Source organism: Kitasatospora sp. Ki12, assembly GCF_054601375.1.
Window position 1 is genome coordinate 1855367 of sequence record NZ_BAAIHT010000001.1, and the last position, 17911, is coordinate 1873277.

Annotated in this window: 17 protein-coding genes and 1 pseudogene; 4 read left to right on the forward strand and 14 right to left on the reverse strand. The window is 72.7% G+C overall.

Annotated elements, in window-relative coordinates; all coding sequences use genetic code 11:
- Positions 1-99 precede the first annotated feature (99 nt).
- The 5 genes and pseudogenes from ACYP53_RS08065 to ACYP53_RS08085 all read right to left on the reverse strand — a co-directional run bounded on the left by ACYP53_RS08065 (position 100) and on the right by ACYP53_RS08085 (position 5700).
- Positions 100-1656 (reverse strand): sensor histidine kinase, encoded by a 1557-nt coding sequence (locus ACYP53_RS08065; RefSeq protein ID WP_459647019.1) that lies wholly within the window; start codon positions 1654-1656, stop codon positions 100-102.
- A gap of 15 nt (positions 1657-1671) precedes the next feature.
- The gene (locus ACYP53_RS08070) at positions 1672-2460 is read right to left on the reverse strand and encodes a response regulator transcription factor (protein ID WP_229928230.1); all 789 of its coding nucleotides are present in this window, start codon (positions 2458-2460) and stop codon (positions 1672-1674) included.
- Positions 2461-2704: 244 nt separating this feature from the next.
- Positions 2705-3169, reverse strand: a pseudogene (locus ACYP53_RS08075) (sigma factor); the annotation flags it as partial.
- 351 nt (positions 3170-3520) lie between these two features.
- A complete protein-coding gene (gene aspS / locus ACYP53_RS08080; protein ID WP_459647020.1) occupies positions 3521-4828 on the reverse strand; it encodes an aspartate--tRNA(Asn) ligase in 1308 nt (435 codons plus the stop codon).
- A 146-nt stretch (positions 4829-4974) separates the two neighbouring features.
- Positions 4975-5700, reverse strand: coding sequence for a TetR/AcrR family transcriptional regulator (locus ACYP53_RS08085; RefSeq protein WP_189913349.1), 726 nt, complete (start codon positions 5698-5700; stop codon positions 4975-4977).
- A gap of 104 nt (positions 5701-5804) precedes the next feature.
- On the opposite strand from ACYP53_RS08085, the gene ACYP53_RS08090 reads away from it, so the two are divergent.
- Complete coding sequence (locus ACYP53_RS08090) at positions 5805-6485, forward strand: DUF4386 domain-containing protein (protein ID WP_459647021.1); 681 nt, start codon at positions 5805-5807, stop codon at positions 6483-6485.
- Between the two features lie 7 nt (positions 6486-6492).
- Here ACYP53_RS08090 and ACYP53_RS08095 read toward each other — a convergent pair whose 3' ends face one another.
- The 4 genes from ACYP53_RS08095 to ACYP53_RS08110 all read right to left on the reverse strand — a co-directional run bounded on the left by ACYP53_RS08095 (position 6493) and on the right by ACYP53_RS08110 (position 9287).
- Complete coding sequence (locus ACYP53_RS08095; RefSeq protein WP_459647022.1) at positions 6493-6852, reverse strand: YciI family protein; 360 nt, start codon at positions 6850-6852, stop codon at positions 6493-6495.
- Between the two features lie 123 nt (positions 6853-6975).
- On the reverse strand, positions 6976-7941 hold the full coding sequence (locus tag ACYP53_RS08100) for a methyltransferase domain-containing protein (protein ID WP_459647023.1): 966 nt from the start codon (positions 7939-7941) through the stop codon (positions 6976-6978).
- 249 nt (positions 7942-8190) lie between these two features.
- On the reverse strand, positions 8191-8604 hold the full coding sequence (locus tag ACYP53_RS08105) for a hypothetical protein (RefSeq protein WP_459647024.1): 414 nt from the start codon (positions 8602-8604) through the stop codon (positions 8191-8193).
- A gap of 143 nt (positions 8605-8747) precedes the next feature.
- On the reverse strand, positions 8748-9287 hold the full coding sequence (locus tag ACYP53_RS08110) for a hypothetical protein (RefSeq protein ID WP_229928229.1): 540 nt from the start codon (positions 9285-9287) through the stop codon (positions 8748-8750).
- A gap of 138 nt (positions 9288-9425) precedes the next feature.
- On the opposite strand from ACYP53_RS08110, the gene ACYP53_RS08115 reads away from it, so the two are divergent.
- Together ACYP53_RS08115 and ACYP53_RS08120 are read left to right on the forward strand one after the other, a co-directional pair.
- The gene (locus ACYP53_RS08115) at positions 9426-9989 is read left to right on the forward strand and encodes a COG4315 family predicted lipoprotein (RefSeq protein WP_229928228.1); all 564 of its coding nucleotides are present in this window, start codon (positions 9426-9428) and stop codon (positions 9987-9989) included.
- A gap of 4 nt (positions 9990-9993) precedes the next feature.
- Entirely contained in the window at positions 9994-10563 is a 570-nt protein-coding gene (locus tag ACYP53_RS08120; protein ID WP_459647025.1) for a DUF6529 family protein, read from the forward strand.
- A 154-nt stretch (positions 10564-10717) separates the two neighbouring features.
- On the opposite strand, the gene ACYP53_RS08125 is transcribed toward ACYP53_RS08120, so the two are convergent.
- The 5 genes from ACYP53_RS08125 to hisC form a co-directional block, all read right to left on the reverse strand.
- Complete coding sequence (locus tag ACYP53_RS08125) at positions 10718-11404, reverse strand: hypothetical protein (RefSeq protein WP_459647026.1); 687 nt, start codon at positions 11402-11404, stop codon at positions 10718-10720.
- 11 nt (positions 11405-11415) lie between these two features.
- Positions 11416-12630, reverse strand: coding sequence for an ABC transporter permease (locus tag ACYP53_RS08130; RefSeq protein ID WP_459647027.1), 1215 nt, complete (start codon positions 12628-12630; stop codon positions 11416-11418).
- Positions 12627-13430, reverse strand: a complete 804-nt coding sequence (locus tag ACYP53_RS08135) for an ABC transporter ATP-binding protein (protein WP_459647028.1) — start codon at positions 13428-13430, stop codon at positions 12627-12629. Before ACYP53_RS08135 ends, ACYP53_RS08130 begins: the two co-directional genes overlap by 4 nt.
- 2 nt (positions 13431-13432) lie before the next feature.
- The gene (locus ACYP53_RS08140; protein ID WP_459647029.1) at positions 13433-14845 is read right to left on the reverse strand and encodes an efflux RND transporter periplasmic adaptor subunit; all 1413 of its coding nucleotides are present in this window, start codon (positions 14843-14845) and stop codon (positions 13433-13435) included.
- A gap of 273 nt (positions 14846-15118) precedes the next feature.
- Positions 15119-16198 carry a histidinol-phosphate transaminase gene (gene hisC, locus ACYP53_RS08145; RefSeq protein WP_189913339.1) on the reverse strand — a complete coding sequence of 360 codons (1080 nt, stop codon included), beginning with the start codon at positions 16196-16198 and terminating at the stop codon, positions 15119-15121.
- Between the two features lie 345 nt (positions 16199-16543).
- Between hisC and ACYP53_RS08150 the strand changes: the two genes are divergently transcribed.
- The gene (locus ACYP53_RS08150) at positions 16544-17701 is read left to right on the forward strand and encodes a LacI family DNA-binding transcriptional regulator (RefSeq protein WP_189913338.1); all 1158 of its coding nucleotides are present in this window, start codon (positions 16544-16546) and stop codon (positions 17699-17701) included.
- Positions 17702-17911: the final 210 nt, after the last annotated feature.

A 17911-nucleotide genomic window follows, 5' to 3' on the forward strand; every position in this document is an offset into this window, starting at 1 on the left:
CATAGGCAGACGCTTTCTTGACGCTCCATGCCGGATTCCGGCAATGAGCGCGCCCCTAATTTTCCTGTTCAGCAACAGAATTGACGAGTCGACATTTCCTCAGGAATCCCGGTCGCCGTGATCGGGCAGTTCGACCCGGAATGTCGCGCCCTCGCCCGGCGCGGTGTCCAGGGTGAGGGTGCCGCCGTGCGCCCGGGTGAGGGCGGTGGCGATGGCGAGGCCGAGTCCGGCGCCGCCGCCGTTGTCCCGGCTGCGCGAGGCGTCGACCCGGAAGAACCGGTCGAAGACCCGCTGGGCCTGTTCCTCGGTGAGGCCGGGGCCGGCGTCGGCGACCTCCAGCAGGCAGACTCCGTCGGGCCCGGCCCCCACGCCGATCCGCACGGGGGTGCCGGTCGGGGTGTGCTTGACCGCGTTGCCGACCAGGTTGGTGACCACCTGCCGCAGCCGTGCCTCGTCGCCGAGGACGGGCGCCGCGCCGGGCGACCCCTGGCCGGCGGGGCCGGTGAGCGCGACCGGCCGGCTGGGGTCGAGCGCGGTGAGGTCGTGCAGCGCGTCGGCGGCGAGGGTGCGCAGGTCCATCGGGGCGAGGTCGAGCGGCCGTTCCTCGTCCAGCCGGGCGAGCACCAGCAGGTCCTCGACCAGGGCGCCCATCCGGTCGGCCTCGCTCTCGATCCGGCTCATGGTGCGCGTGACGTCCGACTCGGTGGGCAGCGCGCCCATCCGGTACAGCTCGGCGAAGCCGCGGATCCCGGCCAGCGGGGTGCGCAGCTCGTGCGAGGCGTCCGCGACGAACCGTCGCATCCGGGCCTCGGACTCGGCGCGGGCCGCGAAGGCCGCCTCGATCTGGGTGAGCATCCCGTTGAGCGCGTTCGACAGCCGTCCGACCTCGGTGCCCGGGGAGAGTTCGGGCATCCGGTGCGACAGTTCGCCGGCCGCGATCCGCTCGGCGCCCTCCTCGATCCGCCGCAGCGGCCGCAGCCCGGCCCGGACGGCGAAGAAGCCGAGCGCCGCGATCAGCACCAGCACCGCCCCGCCGATCGCCAGGAAGGAGGTGTTCAGCTTGCCCAGGGTGGCGTCGATGTCCTCGCGGGAGACGGCCACCATGACGTACGCCGGGGTGACCGGCGAGGCGAACACGCTGGTGCCGCCGGCGGGCTGGCGGGGCGCCTGGAGCGGCAGCACCAGCACCCGCCAGTTGTGGTTGCCGCGCTGGTCGGGCAGGTCGAAGGGGACGTCGGGGGCGGTCCGGGCCGGGTCCAGGCCGGCCAGCTGCGGCGCCGGGTCGCTGTCCGAGACGGGCTGGCGCATCACCGCCTGCACCTTGCCGTCCGAGGACAGGTACTGCACCAGGTACTGGCTGGGCAGGCTGACCCGCCGCCCGGTGACGGCGGGCCGGTTGGGGTCGGGCGTGGCCATCCGGCCCGGGGGCTTGCGGGAGAGCGGCGGCCCGTACCGCTGGAGCTGTTCGTCCAGCTGCTCCACCAGCTGTGCCCGGACGGTGCCGAGCACGAAGGCGTCGCTGACCGCGAGACCGGTGGTGACCAGGGCGAGCACGAGCACCAGCAGCCGGGCGCGCAGCGACAGCCGTCGCAGGGACAGCCGTCGTGGGGACGGCTGTCCCTGCGACGGCTGTCGTGAGGAGGAGCGGGCGAACACGTGGGCCGGTACCGGTCAGCCCTGCGGGGGGCGGCGCAGCGCGTAGCCGATGCCGCGCACGGTGTGGATCAGCTTGGGGCCGTGCGCCGGGCCGGAGTCGAGCTTGCGGCGCAGGTAGGAGATGTACGACTCGACGATGGAGAGGTCGCCGCCGAAGTCGTAGGCCCAGACGTGGTCGAGGATCTGCGCCTTGGAGACCACCCGGCCGACGTTGGCCATCAGGTAGTGCAGCAGCTTGAACTCGGTCGGGGAGAGCGAGACCGGGGTACCGGCGCGGGTGACCTCGTGGGCGACCGGGTCGAGGCTGAGGTCGGCGACGAGCAGCCGGCCGTCCTCGGCGGGCCCGCCGGCCCGGCGCAGGATGGCCCGGATCCGGGCGATCAGCTCTTCCAGGCTGAACGGCTTGGTGACGTAGTCGTCCGCGCCCGCGGCGAGCCCCTGCACCTTGTCGCCGACGCCGTCCTTGGCGGTGAGGAAGAGGACGGGCAGGTGGTCGCCGGGGTGCCCGTGGGCCGGCCCGGCTATCTGGCCGCGGCTGGTGCGCTCGCGCAGCTTCTCGACGACGGTGAACCCGTCGAGGTCGGGGAGCATCACGTCGAGCACGACCAGGTCGGGGCGCTCGGTGGCGATCAGTTCGAGCGCCTCGGTGCCGCTGGCGGCGGAGGCGACCCGGAATCCGGAGAAGCGCAGCGAGGCGGAGAGCAGCTCGCGGATGTTGGGCTCGTCGTCCACGACGAGCAGGAACGCCTCGCCCTGGCCCCCGGCCACCGTGGAGCCGCCTGGTGTGGTGACAGTGCCTTGCACGGGGCTTTCGCCTCCTGGTCGGACGATGACGTTGAGCATGAGGCTAGCCCTCGGAGGCTATGCGGCATGGATGAATGTTGGATTAACACCTTATCGGTCGGTTTTACGACGACAAGGCCATAGAGGGGCGCTCGATGGTGTGCGGACGGGCGTGAACACGCCCAGTACGCCCCCGGGAAACAGTGCCCGCCCCACGCCCCGAGCGGTATGACCTACCTCACCCCCGGACCGGCAGGAATCCCACCGGCGGCGCCGCCTCCTGCGCGACCCGGATCCGGTGGCGCGCCGAGAAGGCCAGCTGCCGACAGGCCGCCGACGACCGTCCGACGACCGCGGCCACCTCGGCGAACGGGTACTGGAAGACGTCGTGCAGGACGAAGGCCACGCGTTCGGCCGGCGCCATCGACTCCAGGACGACAAGGGAAACCATGCCGACCGACTCGTCCAGGGTGATCACGTCCGCCGGATCCGCCGCCGCGACCGGCCCGGCGCCCGCCCACTCCCGCCGCACCCGGTCCGAGCCCAGGACGTTCAGGCAGATACGGCTGGCGACCGTCGTCAGCCAGCCGCCGGGCGAACCGATCGCCTCCCGCTCCCGCCGGGGCATCGCGTACCAGCGGGCGTAGGTCTCCCGCACCACGTCCTCGGCGTCGGCCGACGAGCCGAGCAACCGGTACGCGAGGTTGATCAACCGCCGCCGCTCGCCCATGATCGCGCCCACACCCTGTTCCGGCAGCCCGTTCACTCCGTCGCTCCGCACCGCGCTCCCCACCCCTTCGCCTCGCCCTCGGTGGTCCCCTCACCCATGCGACAGGACAGCACACCGGAGTGTGACGCCCTGGACGCCGCACCCCGTTCCGGCGCGTCCCGATCCGGCCCGATCCGACGGCTTCCGGCCACCGCGTCACGAGATCCAGGCGCCGCAGGCCGAGTTCACCGACGCCGTGACGATGCGCGAGGCCGTCAGGTACTGAGGAACACCGAGGAAGGCCAGGGACGCGGAGAGCGCAGGAAGTCGGCCGGGCCGACTTCCTGCGCCGAGCCATCCGTACCCGCGGCCCTACGGCTCCAGGCGGTGCGGCCCCCGGAAGAGGAAGGTCGCCTCGCGGATCGACGGCAGGCCCAGGGCGAGCATGAGCAGCCGGCCGAGTCCCAGGCCCAGACCGCCGTGCGGCGGGGTGCCGTACCGGAAGCAGTCCAGGTAGCCGGAGAGCGGCCCGGTGTCCATGCCCTTCTCCCGGGCCTGGGCGACCAGCCGGTCGTAGCGGTGCTCGCGCTGGGCGCCGGTGGTGATCTCCACGCCCTTCCAGAGCAGGTCGAAGGACTCGGTGACGGTCGGGTCGTCCTCCGGCCGCAGGTGGTAGAACGGCCGGACGGACGCCGGGAAGCGGGTGACGAAGACGAACTCGTGCCCGGTCTCCTCCGCGATCAGGGCGCACAGCGTGCGCTCGCCCTCCGGGTCGAGGTCCTCCTTCACCCCCGCCGGGTCCCAGCCCGCGGCCCGCAGCCGGGCCAGGGCGTCCGCCATCGTGATCCGGGGGAACGGCAGTTCCGGAACGACGACCGGGGTGCCGAAGTGCTCGGCGACCGCCGCACCGTGGCGCTCGGCCACGGCCGTGAGGACGCGGTGCAGCATCCGCTCCTCGAAGGCCATCACGTCCTCGACGCCGTCGACCCAGGCGATCTCGACGTCGACGCCGGTGAACTCGGTGGCGTGCCGGGAGGTGAAGGACGGCTCGGCCCGGAACACCGGCCCGATCTCGAAGACCCTGTCGATGCCGCCGGCGATCGCCATCTGCTTGTAGAACTGGGGGGATTGGGCCAGGTAGGCGGTACGGCCGAAGTAGCCGACCTCGAACACCTCGGCGCCGGACTCGGAGGCCGTGCCCATGAGCTTCGGCGTGTGCAGCTCGGTGAACCCCTCCTCGGCGGCCACCTCGCGCATCGCGCGCTCGACGGTCGTCTGGACGTCGAACACCAGGTGCTGGGCGGGGCGCCGGACGTCGAGGAAGCGCCAGTCCAACCGCTGGTCGATGCCGGTCTTCTCGTCGATCGGCAGCTTCGGCTCGGCGAGCGAGACGATCTCCACCCGGGACGGGACGATCTCCAGACCACCCAGCTTGACCTGCGGGTTGGCGACGACCCTGCCGGTGATCTTCACGGCCGACTCGACCGTCACGCGCTCGAAGGCGGCCTCGATGGCGTCGCCCTCACCACCGCGCGGATGGGTGACCTGCACGAGGCCGGTGTGGTCGCGGACCAGGACGAACTGGATGCGCCGCTGCAGCCGCAGCGTGTTCACCCAGCCGTAGACGGTGACCGTCTCCTCGATCCGGGCCTGGAGGTCTGCGACGAGGGTGCGCGACATAGCGGCAACTCCCTGGGTTGCGGGCGCGTTGGTCGCGCCGACGACGGGCGGTAAACGGCCGCCCGGGGGACGCGCCCACCCTAGGCGGTCCCGCTCGCCGCAGTCGCCCGCATTTCTCCCGGCGGTTTCTCCCGGCAGCCCGGTGCTCACCCCCGCTCGGACGTCCAGCCCTGCGCGTGGAGCCGTGCGACGCCGTCGAGGAGGAGGTCGAGGGCGAACTCGAACTCGAACTGGTCGTCGCAGCCGCCACCGACGACCGACGCCCCGTCGTGGGCCCGGCCGGCCGTGGCGATCTCGACGATGTGCGGGTACCGCTCCGCCATCGCCGCCATGGCCGCCAACGCCCTTTCGTCGACGTCGACGTCGCCGCCTTCGCTGCCGCCGCCGGCCCCCGGAGAGGCGACGGACAGCTCCTGGGTGAAGCCCCAGACCCGGCTGCCCAGGGCGTGCATCGCGTGGTGGGTGAGGTCGACGGACAGGCCGCCGCGCCGGAACGTCCCGATCACCGAGTCCAGGTAGTCCAGCACGGCCGGTGTCGGAGTGCCCCGGGACTCGATGACCCGCAGCGCCCACGGGTGCCGCAGCAGCGCCCGCCGCGCCGACAGGACGCGCGCCCGGACCGCGAACCGCCAGTCGGGGCCCTCGGCCGGCGGATCGATCTCGCCCACCACCAGCTCGACCATGCCGTCGAGCAGCTGCTCCTTGTTCGCCACGTGCTTGTAGAGCGCCATCGGCACGACGCCCAGCTCCTGGGCGAGGCCGCGCATGCTCAGCCCCTCGTACCCGGACTGGTCGGCGCGCGCGACGGCCGCCCGCAGCACGCGGTCCCGGTTGAGCGGCTTCCGGCGCTCGGTGTCTGCCTGTTGGGCCATGGTCCCGCCGATCTCCCTTGACAGGTGTACGGGGTACACCCTAGCGTCCCCGACGAAGGTGTACGGCGTACACCTCATTCGCCCCGGCATCCAAGGAGCCCCCCATGGCCACACCGAGAACGCTCGCGACAGCAGCGGGCGCGTGCTTCCTCGCCACCCACGTCACCTCGATCGGCGGGCTCGTCCTGTACGGCCCGCTCCTGAAGACCGCCGACTACGTGACCGGCGCCGGCACCGACAGCCGGATCCTCCTGGGCGCCCTGCTCGAAGTGCTCCTCACGCTCTCCGTCGTCGGCACCGCGGTCACCCTGCACCCCGTCACCCGGCGCCGCCACGAAGCCCTCGCCACCGGCTACGTCGCCCTCCGCACCCTGGAAGCCGCCGTCATCGCCGTCGGCATCGTCAGCCTGCTCGCCGTCGTGACCCTCCGCAGCCAGCCGCCCACCGGCGCCGATCCGGGCGCGCTCCTCACCACCGGCAAGGCCCTGGTCGCCGTCCACGACTGGACGTTCCTGCTCGGCCCCAACTTCATCTGCGGAGCCAACACCGCGCTCCTCGCCCTGCTGCTGTACCGCAGCCGGCTCGTCCCGCGCCCCATCGCCGTCCTCGGCCTGGCGGGCGGCGCGCTGATCTTCGCCTCCGCGATCGCCGTCCTGTTCGGGGTCTACGAGCAGGTCTCGGGACCCGGGATGCTCGCCGCCGTCCCGGTGTTCGCCTGGGAACTCTGCCTGGCCGTCCGGCTCCTCACCAAGGGATTCACCCCGACGGCGACCGCGACCGCCTGACCATGTGTCACTCCATCCCGAAGTGGTCGTGCACCGGCCGCACTTCGGCCGCCAGCACATGGAGGTCCAGCACCCGCTCCGCGATCTCCCGCGCCCGCCCGGGGCTCGCGCACTCGACGACGTAGTACGCCGTCAGGTGCTCATCGGCCGCCACCAACGGCCCGCCCGAGGACGTGACCCCCTCCCCGGTCCACCGGAGCGTCGTCGTGTCCGCCGGAAACGCCGGCCCCGCCCCGTTCAGCATCTCCCCCGAGCCCTCCAGGTCCCGGTGCAGCGCCTCGTGCCGCCGGAACACCTCCGCCCGCTGCTCCCCGGTCATCGCCGCCGTCGCCGCAGGGTCCGCGTACATCAGCACCAGGTACTTCATCCCGCGGTCCTGACACCGCACCACGCGGATGCGGAGGCTCACAGCACCGGACGCCACCGACCGGCCGGTCGCGCCTGCACCGTCGCGCGGGAAGTCGGGCGGGCCGACTTCCCGCGCGAGGCGTCAGAGGGCCCAGGTGAGGGTGGTGCCGTCCGGGGTGGTGTGGGTGATGTGCTGGGCGCCGGGGCCGGCTTCGAGGGTGAACCACTCGCGGCGGGGGCGGTGGTGGGCGAGCCAGGAGGTGTGGGCGGCTTGGAGGTCCTGGGGGTGGAGGGCGGCCCAGAAGGAGAAGGCGGGGTCGTCGAGGACGCGGGAGTCGGTCGCCTCCGCCGGCCTGGCCTCGCCCGGGTTCCTCGGCAGGAAGCGGCCGACGGCGCGGCCGTCCGCCAGCTTGGTGAGCCGGGCCACCGCGCCGCGGACCGGGGCGACGATGAGGCCGCCCGGGGCACACTGGTCGAGCCAGGCCCGGGGGATGCGGCGGACGCCTCGGGTGGCGATGATCCGGTCGTACGGCGCTCCGGCCGGGTGGCCGTCGGAGCCGTCGGCGGCCTCGGCCCGGACGACGGTCGGCTCGAAGCCGTTGTCGTACAGCCGGGTGCGGGCGTTGTCGACGAGTTGACCGGTGCGGTCGGCGGTGGTGACGGTGGCCGAGCCGGCGAGGTGGCAGAGCAGTGCCGCGGTGTAGCCGGTGCCGGTGCCGAGCTCCAGCACCCGGCTGCCGGGCCGGACGTCGAGCGCGTCGAGCATCTCGGCGAGCAGGCTCGGCAGGGTGGCGGAGGAGGTCGCGATCCCGCCGCGGAATCCTCCCGGCGCGGCGTCCTCGGCGTGCACGCCGTCGACCTCGGTGATCAGCGCCCGGTCGGCGTAGACCTCCGCGAGCCACGAGTCGTCCGCGAAGTCCTCCTCGCGCCAGGGGAGATGGAGACCGCTCTCCTCGCGGTAGAACACCGGGACGAAGGGGTGTCGCGGCACGGTGAGGAACGCGTCGACCACCCGGGCGGAGAGCGCCGAGCCCGCTCGCTCGACCTCGGTGGCCAAGTCGGCTCTGGCACGCAGGACTTGCTGGTCGCTGTGCAGAACAGTCGTCATGCCCGGTCGTTCCCTTCGTGGGTGATCACAGACGTCGGGGTACACCCGGCCGCCTGCTCGATGAACCCGCAAAGGACCGGCCGGCCGTCTTTCTCTCCCCCGCGGTCGGCGCCCCCGATGCTCCCGAAGTTGTGAACAAAGGGTCAAGACTTGTGAATCGAGGAAGTAGGAAATTCGCAGAAATCCTTGGTGACAGCTACGCGGGCAGAACACCCGCACAGGAAGTCGGCGGGGCCGACTTCCCACGCTTCACCTGCCCTCGGAGGGCTTCGGGAAAGCGGCGCGCAGCGCGGAGCCGTGGGTGAGGACGGCGACCGCGACCAGGGCGAGGGCGGAGAGCCCCTGGAGGACCACGTACCAGGCGGGGCAGAGGCCGGGGATCAGATCGACCCCGATGACGGCGACCGGCATGACCCTGGCCAGGGTGCGGACCCGGTCGAAGGCCCGGTAGGACCCGGCGGCGGCCTGGGAGACCATCCGGTGGACCAGCGGGGCGGCGCCGAGGAGGATGACGGCGCGGATCCACATGAACGGCGTCGCCTCGTGGCCGGTGAAGGCCGTCACGGCGACCGTGCCGAGGACGATCGCGCTCACGGCGCCGAAGAGCACGACGCACTTCTTGATCGTGGTGAAGGTGGACTGGGTGGTCGCGACGGTCGCCATGGTTCTTTTCCCTCCGGGTCGTTGTGGAATCGACGCTACGGAGCGGGCGAGCGCCCCCATACGGGTCCAGCCGTACAGGGGGGTGGGGCTAGGCACACACACCGGCGGCCCCGCGCGGAGGGGCGAGGGGCCACCGGTGAGGGTCACTGAGCGGTGGCAGCGGCGGAACGGCCGGACCAGAGGACGGAGCCGAGCAGGAGGAGACCCGGGACGATGCCGGAGACCACCGCGATGACCGGCTTGGAGACGTCGCAGGCGGCCAGGACGAGGCCGACGACACCGCAGACCGCCATCGACCCGGCGAGGACGTGCAGCGCGGCCCGCTTCCAGACGACGGCGAGCCCGAAGAAGTGCACGCCGACCACGAACGCGATCCAGGCCACGGACGCGGTCGGCGTGTTCAGCACATTGGCGATCACGTACAGGCCGACGCCGAGCCCGAGCACCTCGGCCGCCACGACGTACCAGTAGCCCCGCCCGAAGCCCGGCCCACGCGGGGGTCTCGCCTCACCGGCGACGGCTTCGGCCGGACGTCGCCGGGTCAGCACGATCCGGAGGAAGGCGAGGATCGCGAGCACCCGGAGGGGAGCGGCGGCGGCCGTCGGCAGGGTCCCGGCGTTCATCTGGACGAAGGCGAGCCCGAAGCTGCCGCCGATGAGCCTGCTGACCTGATCATTTGTCATGATCGTCAGATCTACCGCATGACGGCCACCCAGCAAAACGGGTGTACTTGCCCACCCGCTGGCGTGCCTCGTGAAGCGGCCGAGCCCGTTCAGGCTGAAGTGGTGGCACCAGTTCCCACCCCGGCCCGGGAGAAGCCCATGAGAAACACCCGCGCGGTGGCCGCCACGGCCGCCGCCATCGCCCTGATCACCGTGGTGTGCGGCGGCTGCTCCAGCAGCAAGAAGACGACGGCCGCGGCGAGCACCACAGCCGCGGCGCCCTTCACGACCTCGACGGAGAGCCCGAGCGGAAGCCCGAGTGCCAGCCCGAGCCCCTCCGCCGGAGCCACCGGCGCGGGCACCCTGGTCGCGGCGGCCACCATCGGCAAGTTCCAGAACATCCTGGTCGACGCCCAGGGCAAGACGCTCTACCTGTTCGAGGCGGACACCTCCCCCACCCCGACCTGCTACGACGCCTGCGCCACCGCCTGGCCGCCGGTCCTCACCACCGGAACCCCCACCGCCGCGCACGGCGCCGACCAGGCCAAGCTCACCACCACCGCCCGCAAGGACGGCACGTCCCAGGTCGTCTACAACGGCCACCCGCTCTACTACTTCGAGGGCGACAAGGCCCAGGGCGACACCAACGGCGAGGAGTCCAGCGCCTTCGGCGCCAAGTGGTACGTGGTCAACGCCGCGGGTGACAAGGTCGAGGGCGACTGAGCGGATGCACCGTGTCGAGCGGCCGTCCCGTCCCCGCCAGCGGGCCTCCGGCCTCCTGTGGGCGCTCCTGCCGGTGGCGGTGACGGCCGGCCTCTTCTGGTACGGCCGGGCGCACACCCCCGATTACACGAGCAGCCTCTTCGGCCGCCGCTTCGCCGACGCCAACCAGCTCAAGGCCCAGCTCGGCACCGCCCTGCTGGGCCTCGCCCTGGTCCAGCTCCTGCTGGCGCTGTGGATGTACGGCCGGCTGCCCGGCCTGCCCGCCGCACCCCGGTCGGTCCGGACCGGGCACCGGCTGATCGGCCTGGGAGCGTTCCTGCTCTCCCTCCCGGTCGCCTACCACTGCCTCACCGCGTACGGCGTGCAGGTGACGGACAGCCGGATCGCGCTGCACTCGTTCGCGGGGTGCTTCCTCTACGGCGCGTTCGTCACCAAGGTCGTCGTGGTCCGTCACCCCCGGCTCCCCGGCTGGGCCCTGCCCACGGCGGGCGGCGCCCTGACCGTCCTGATCGCCCTGCTCTGGTACAGCGCCGCCCTCTGGCAACTGAACGGCCTTCACGTGCCCGGCCTGTGAGCCCCCGATGCCGGGCCGGCCCCGGCGTCGTCACGGTCCTGAAGACGCCGCGCCGCACCGATGACGAACCGCGACGACGAGCCGCGCCGGGCGCACGCGAAGGCCCCCACCCCCGAAGGGGCGAGGGCCTCGCGGTCGTCCGTCGGGCTCCGGGTCAGCCGCCGGACGGGTTCCGATTACCGCCGCCGGCTCCGCCTCCGAAGCCGCCTGCTGCGGCTCCTTCGACGAGCTGGTTCGCGGTGTAGCCACCGTTGGCGTCGGGGGTGCCGACGACGGTCACGCTCTGGCCGGGCTGGAGATCGGTGACCTTGCCCTCCTTGTTGAGCTGGACCTTCGTCGCGTCGCCGGTGGTGACCTTGACGGTGTTGCCATTGGAGTCTGTCAGGTACACGATGTTTCCGTCCACGGCCTTTACCGTGCCCCGGGCGAAACCGGCCTGTCCGCCCTGGCCCTGACCGGTGCCCTGACCGCCACCCTGACCGGCGCCCGCACCCTGGCCCTGGCCCCCACGACGGCCACCGTTCTGCCCGGCGCCCTGCCCGTAGCCCCCGGCGCCCTGCCCGTACCCGCCGCCCCCGGCGGGCCGCTGGGCACCCGCCGCAGCCGTCGGCCGGGCGGACCTGTCCCCGGCGGAGCCGTGGTTCTGCTGGTACCAGACGCCCCCCGCGAACGCCCCCGTGGCGATCACGCCGCCGGCCAGCGCCAGGCTGAGCCAGGGCAGCTTCCGCCGGGGCGGCGCCGCCAGTTCCGCGCTGACGTCGCGGGCGTCCGGCGGGGTGGAGAGCAGGGCGACCTGCTCGGCCGGGGTACTGCTGACCGGGGCGATCTCTTTGCTGCTCATGGAGTGGAGTCCTACTCGTGCCGGAGGGCGTCGATCGGCCGCAGCGAGGCGGCCCGGTTGGCGGGGTAGCTGCCGAAGAACAGTCCGATGGCGACGGCGATGCCGAACGCGCCGAGCACCGATTCGGGGATGACCACCGGCTTGATGCCGACGATGCTGAAGTGCGAGCCGGCCGTCCCGGCGGCCACGCCCAGGCCGGCCCCGATCACCGACAGCAGCGTCGACTCGGTCAGGAACTGCCCGAGGATCACCGCGCGCGGCGCCCCGAGCGCCTTGCGGATGCCGATCTCGCGGGTCCGCTCGGTGACCGTCACCAGCATGATGTTGGTGATCCCGATCCCGCCGACCAGCAGCGAGATGGCCGCCACCGCGCCGAGCAGCACCGTGAAGGTCTTGGTGGTGCTCTCCCGCGCCGTGAGCAGGGAGGCCTGGTTGGTGATCCGGAAGTCGGCCTTGCCCGGGTCGGCGATCGCGTGCGCCGCGAGCAGCACCCGGGTGATCTCCGACTGGGCGGCCGTGGTGGTGTCCGCCGAGGCGGCCTGCACCAGGATCTGGTTGACCGCGCCGAAGCCGGTGAAGGCGTTCTGCACCGTCGGCAGCGGGGCGATCACCACGTCGTCCGGGTCGGTGAAGCCGCTGCCGCCCTTGGCCTGGAGCACCCCGACCACCGTGAACGGCGTGCCGCCGAGGACGATCCGCTTGCCGACCGGGTCCTCGGTGTCGAACAGCTGCTTGGCCGTGGTGGCGCCGAGCACGGCGACCTTGCGCGAGCCGAGCACGTCGTCGTCGGTGAAGTACTCGCCCTTCACGACCTTCTGGTTGGCGGTCTCGAAGTACGCCGGGTAGGTGCCGACGATCGAGCCCGGGCTGTACGAGACGTTCCCGTACAGCGCCGTGCCGCTGGTGGTGACGACCGGGGCCACCGACTTGATCGCGGTGGACGCGCCGGCGTCGGTCGCCAGCGCCTTGGCGTCCGCGACCGTCAGCTTCTTCACCGAGGAGGCCGCCCGGGCGCCGCCGGCCGCCGAACCGGAGCTGACGGTGAGCGAGTTGGTGCCGAGCGAGGTGATCGAGTCCTTGACCGCGACCGACGAGCCGTTGCCGACCGCCAGCAGCAGGATCACCGAGGCGACGCCGATCAGCACGCCGAGCATGGTGAGCGCCGAGCGCACCTTGTTGGCGGCGAGGCCGCCGACCGCGAAGCGGAGTGTCTGCCAGAGGATCACGCGGGCACTCCCAGGTCGTGGAGGGCAGGGGGCGGTCCGTCGACCGGGGCCTGCCGGAGGTCGCTCACGATCTGGCCGTCCACCAGCCGCAGCACCCGCTTGGCGTGCCGCGCGACCTCGTCCTCGTGGGTGATCAGCACGACCGTGCGGCCGGTGGCGTTGAGCCCGTCGATCAGGGCCAGCACCTCCTCCGTGGAGCGGCTGTCGAGGTTGCCGGTCGGCTCGTCGGCGAGCAGCATCGCGGGCGCGGTGACCAGCGCCCGGGCCACCGCGACGCGCTGCTGCTGGCCGCCGGAGAGCTCGTTGGGCTTGTGCCCGGCGCGCTCGCCGAGGCCGACCAGCGACAGCGCGGCCAGCGCCCGGCGGCGCCGCTCGGAGGCCCGGACGCCCGCGTAGGCGAGCGGCAGCTCGACCTGGGCGAGGGCGGTGGTGCGCGGGATCAGGTTGAAGGACTGGAAGACGAAGCCGATCTTGCGGTTGCGCACCAGCGAGAGCTGCTGCTCGTCCAGGTGGCCGACGTCGACGCCGTCCAGCAGGTAGCGGCCGGAGGTCGGGACGTCGAGGCAGCCGAGGATGTTCATCAGGGTGGACTTGCCGGAGCCCGAGCTGCCCATCACGGCGACGAAGTCGCCCTGCTCGATGTCCAGGCCGACGCCCTGCGGTTCGCCGGTCTCCGGGTCGTCCGGGCCGCGCAGCGCGTGCACGGTGGCGTCGCCGTGCCCGTACGACTTGGTGAGCCGGCGGATCCGGATCACCGGCACGGGCGTCTCGGGGACGCGCTTGTCGATGACGTGACGCATGCTCAGCCCCGACCGCCCCGGCCGCCGCCCGCGCCGCCACCGCCGGTGCCGCCTGCGCCGCCGCCCGTACCGCCGGGGAAGACCCCGCCGCCGTTGCCGCCCCGGCCGTTGCCGCCGGCGCCCGGGAAGGAGCCGTTCGGGAAGCCGTTGCTGCCGCTGGTGGTGGGGAGTTCGACCTTGTCGCCCTCCTTCAGCCCGGAGACCACCTGCACCGTGCTGTCGCCCTCGACGCCGACCCCGACGGTGACCCGCTCGGTGGCGCCGTCCTCGTGCACCACGGTCGCGGTGCGGGAGGTGCCGGTGCCCGACAGGGCGGCGGTGGGCAGCGACAGCGCGCTGTCGGCCTCGCCGGTGATCACCTGGACGGTGGCGCTGAGGCCGGTGCGCAGCGTGCTGGTGTCGCCGCTCAGCTGCAGGGTGGCCGCGTACTGGACGGCGGCGGAGCCGGCCGCGCCGCCGGAGCCGCTGCCGCTGGGCAGCGAACTGACCGACAGGACGGTCGCGTTGAGCTTGGTGTCGGACTGCGCGTTCAGGGTGACGGTGGCCGCCTCGCCCTTCTTCAGCTTGAGCGAGTCGAGCTCGGAGAAGTTCGCGGTGACCTGCATGCCGGTCGGGTTGGTGAGCACGATGAAGCCGCTGGGCGCGCTCGCACCCGTGCTCGTGCCGGTCGACTTGGCGGATCCGGAACCGGTGGAGCCGGAGGCGGTCGCCCCGACGGTGTCGCCGACCTTGTTCGAGATCGAGGCGACCGTGCCGTCCAGCGAGGCGGTCAGGGTGGTCCCGGCCAGCGCCGTCTGGGCGTTGGAGAGGTTGGTCTGCGCGGTGGCGACCTGCTGCTCGGCCTGGGCGACGGCCGCGTCGTCGACCTTGGTGGTGGTGACGGTGGTGGTCTGCGGGGCGGGCGTACTGCTCCCGCCCGCCCCGCGTCCGCCACCGCCGGCGGACCCTCCGGTGCCGCTGCCGGTCCCGCCGCCGGACCCCCCGGAGGCCGGGGCCGGCAGCGGCTCGGTGGTCGTGGTGGTGACCCCGGCCTGCGCCTTGGTGAGGTTGGCGTTGGCCGTGGTGAGGGCCACCCTGGCCGCGTCCACCTGCTGCTGGGCCGCCGTGGTGTCCACGGTGGCGAGCACCTGGCCCTTCTTGACGGCGTCCCCGACCGCGACCTTGACCGCGGTGAGCTTGCCGCCCGTGGTGAAATCCTGGGCCGCGTCGGTGGGAGACACCAGGGTGCCGGTTCCGGACACGGTGGCCAGGACGGTGCCCTTGGCGACGGTCGCGGTCCGGGTCACGGGCTTGGCCGAGGCCGGGCCGGAGCTGCCGCTGACCGTGGTGTACACCAGGGCCGCACCGCCCAGCAGGGCCACGCCGAGCGCGGAGTTGACGAGGACGGCACCGCGCCGCCGTGGGAGGACCTTCATGGCGGACAGCTTCCCGGGGCGCTCTTGCGGAGCCCTGAGCGCCGGCTGGGAGAAGACTGACCGGGCGGATCCGGGCATTACGGGCAGAACATCCGCCCAGCGCGGCCCGCTTGGGCGCCTCGTGGCCCGCCGTTGGCCGAACTCCCAGCAGGCTCCCAGCGATCCACAGCCATCCGGGAGCCGGCCGGGTACGGGCGCCCGACCGCGCACGGCGGGCCGGAGACGCCGCAGGGACGCGCCGACGAGCGGCACGCCCCTGCGGGAACGGGAAGGTCAGAGCGACTTGCGGAAGGCCTCCGCCACCTGCAGGAAGATCGAGTTGCCCTCGGCCTCCCCGATCGACACCCGCACGCCCTCCGGGAACGGCCGCACGATCACGCCGGCCGCGCCGCAGGCCGCGGCGAAGTCCGCCGAGCGCTCGCCGAGCCAGAGCCAGACGAAGTTGGCCTGCGAGTCCGGGATCTCCCAGCCCTGGGCGCGCAGCCCGGCGACCACCCGGGCGCGCTCCTGGACGAGCCCCTCGACCCGCTCCAGCAGCGCCTCCTCGGAGCGCAGCGAGGCGACGGCGGCGTTCTGGGCGAGCTGGCTGACGCCGAACGGGACGGCGGTCTTGCGCAGCGCGTTCGCCACCGGCTCGTGGGCGATCGCGAAGCCGACCCGCAGGCCGGCCAGGCCGTACGCCTTGGAGAAGGTGCGCAGCACGCAGACGTTCGGGCGGTCGCGGTAGAGGTCGATGCCGTTGGGCACCTCGGGGTCGCGGATGAACTCGATGTAGGCCTCGTCCACGACGACCAGGACGTCGCCGGGCACGGCGTCCAGGAAGCGCTCCAGCTCGGCGCGGTGGATCACGTTGCCGGTGGGGTTGTTCGGGTTGCAGACGAAGATCAGCCGGGTGTTCGGGGTGATCGCGGCGAGCATCGCGTCCAGGTCGTGGTCGCCGGTGGCGGTGAGCGGCACCGGGACGGGCGTGGCACCCGCGACCTGGGTGATGATCGGGTAGGCCTCGAAGGAGCGCCAGGCGAAGATCACCTCGTCGCCGGGGCCGGCCGTGGCGAGGATCAGCGACTGGGCGACGCCGACCGAGCCGGTGCCGGTGGCGATGTGCTCGGCGGGCACGCCGAAGCGCTCGGCGAGGACCTCGGTCAGCTCGGTGACGCCCATGTCCGGGTAGCGGTTGAACGAGCCGGCCGCCGCGACCGCCGCCTCCAGCACGCCGGGCAGCGGGTCGTTCGGGTTCTCGTTCGAGGACAGCTTGTAGGCGTCGGCGCCGGCCGGCTTGCCGGGCTTGTAGGTGGGGATGCCGTCCAGGGTCGGCCGCAGCCGCGGGCCCTGCGCTGACGTACCACTGCTCACGGTCGTACTCCGTTTCCAGAAGTTGCACAACAGTCCGGTGCGCTCGCCCGCCACGGACGGGTTCGCCTCCGTACCCGGGATCTCCTGACGCGCCCGGACCACCCCGGTCGGGTGCCTTGCACGATACCGACCGCCCTCACCCGTAGGAGTGAGATGCCCGGTCGGGTTACAGACGCAGATCAGCCATTCTGCCTGGTTCCTTTGGCACATGTCAGAGGTAAGAAGCCTGGTTTCGGGCGGGTATCGAAGGGGCGCACCCAGGCTCACTCTTGGAGAAACGTATCTCCGAAGGCTCCCGATGCGCCGGTCACAGACCCTTGTCAGGAGCCATACGATCGGTCCGCCATGACAGCAGCAGCCAACCAGAGCGGTCGGCGACCCACCACCTCACGGCGTCTGGAGCGGGCCGGCATCCGGGATGTGGCGGCAGCCGCCGGAGTGTCGATCACCACCGTCTCCGACGCGCTGAACGGTAAGGGCCGCCTGCCCGACGAAACCCGCAGCCGGGTGCGCGAAGTCGCCGAGCGCCTCGGCTACCGCCCCTCGGCGGCCGCCCGTACCCTGCGCACCGGACGGTCCGGCCTGATCGGGCTGACCGTCACGACGTACGGCGAAGAACCCTTCACCTTCACCGAATTCGCGTACTTCGCCGAGATGGCCCGGGCCGCCACCAGTGCCGCGCTCGGCCGCGGCTACGCGCTGGTGGTGCTGCCCGCCTCCTCGCGCCACGACGTCTGGGGCAACATCGCCCTGGACGGCACCGTGGTGATCGACCCGCCCGACCAGGACCCCCTGGTCAGCGAGCTGTACCGGTCCGGCGTGCCGGTGGTCAGCGACGGCAAGCCGGGCAACTGCCCGGTCACCGCCTGGGTCGACAACGACCACGAGGCCGCCGTGCTCGGCATCCTCGACCACCTCTCCGAAGCCGGCGCCCGCCGGATCGGCCTGCTCACCGGGACCAGCACCGACACCTACACCCGGCTCTCCACCGAGGCCTACCTCGGCTGGTGCGCCAAGGTCGGGCAGGAGCCGGTCTACGAGACCTACCCCGCGCACGACCCGGCGGCCGGCGCGGTCGCCGCCGACCGGCTGCTCGCCCGCCCCGACCGGCCGGACGCCGTCTACGGGCTGTTCGACCCCAACGGGACCGACCTGCTCGCCGCCGCCCGGCGGTACGGCCTGCGGGTGCCGGAGGACCTGCTGCTGGTCTGCTGCAGCGAGAGCGACGTCTACGCGACCACCGAGCCGCCGATCACCACGCTCTCGCTCAAGCCGCGCAAGATCGGCACCACCGTGGTCAACCTGCTCATCGACGCGATCGAGGGCGTGGACTCCGGGACGGGCGTCGACATCGCCCGGCTCTTCCCGCCCCGGTTCCGCACCGCCGGCACCGGACCGCCCCCGGGCACCCTGATGCCGACCGAACTGATCGTCCGCGCGTCCTCCCAGCGCCGGAGCCCGCGCACCACCGTCAGCCCGCCCCGCCCCCCGGGCGAGGTCTAGACCCGTTGTCGCCGGCCGGCGCCGTCGGGACGCCGACCGGCGTCCGGGGCGGGGCCCGGCCGGCACCCCGACGGCCCCCGGCCGGACACCGACCGGAGCCGGACGAGCACGAAAGCAGCCCGACCAGAGCTGACGAGACCATACCGAGCCGGGACAAAACGGACCTTGCGGGGCCGCCCGGCTGACGCTCCGGAGGATTGGATGCCCACC